1 protein-coding gene and 1 pseudogene are annotated in these 739 nt (G+C 61.0%); one reads left to right on the top strand and one right to left on the bottom strand.

The genetic code is table 11. From position 1 onward, the window contains the following. Positions 1–52: 52 nt before the first annotated feature. A pseudogene (locus tag ACOCD2_RS23730) lies at positions 53–409 on the top strand (transposase); the annotation flags it as partial. Between the two features lie 70 nt (positions 410–479). On the opposite strand, the gene ACOCD2_RS23725 reads toward ACOCD2_RS23730, so the two are convergent. Then, positions 480–739, bottom strand: a 260-nt coding sequence (locus ACOCD2_RS23725; RefSeq protein ID WP_419626266.1) for a hypothetical protein, incomplete at its 5' end; no start/stop codon positions are given.

Below are 739 nucleotides of genomic sequence, written 5' to 3'. Positions count from 1 at the left end.
CACGCCTGTCAAAAAAATGCAATAGGGCTGATTGTTTGGCGCTTACCAGGCACTGATCACCCTCTACCAACAACGCGGCACCTCGGAACAGTATCACAGCGAGTTCAAGACCGACCTGGACATCGAACGCCTCTCCTCGGGAAAATTCGAGACCAACGCCCTGGTACTGACGCTGGCCGCGATGGCCTACAACATCCTGCGCTATGTGGGCCAGAACACGCTGATCGGTCCGGATGCGCCGATCCGCAAGGCCCTGCATCGACGCCGCATCCGTACCGTGATGCAGGAGATGATGTACAAGGCCGTGCGGCTGGTGCGTCACGGTCGCCGCCGGGTGCTGCGCTTTGGGCGGGGTGATCCCGGCTTTGCGGCGCTGGCGCGTTGTTACGCGCACGTGCTGGCCATCTGATCGGGCTGTCCCCGTTGAGAACGCCTTCGAGAACGAAGGCGACAGATAGCCCTGCCTGCATGCTTCTGGATCAGCCGCATTGCATCGCCGGTTGCGCTTCCAACGCTGCCAGCCATGGAGAGCGAAGCGAAGGCTGGTAGACCCCAGTAGCCGCGAGGCCGCACTGTTTTCCCGGCGTGCCTTGCGCCAGAGGGAAAACAAAGTAGGCATCCGAACGCGGCGTCCAGTCATATGGGAGCCAAGTACGGAGCAGCAACGAGCTTGCGAAGTTGTTGCGTAGTGCTTGGTGACCAGGACGGCTGGGGCACCAATAGGTTGTCAAAGGCCGAG

The organism is Thiolapillus sp. (assembly GCF_048562965.1).
In the GTDB taxonomy this organism is placed as follows: Bacteria; Pseudomonadota; Gammaproteobacteria; order Chromatiales; family Chromatiaceae; genus Thiolapillus; species Thiolapillus brandeum_A.
Note: the sequence above shows the minus strand (reverse complement) of the source record. Positions and strands in the feature narration are given on the sequence as shown.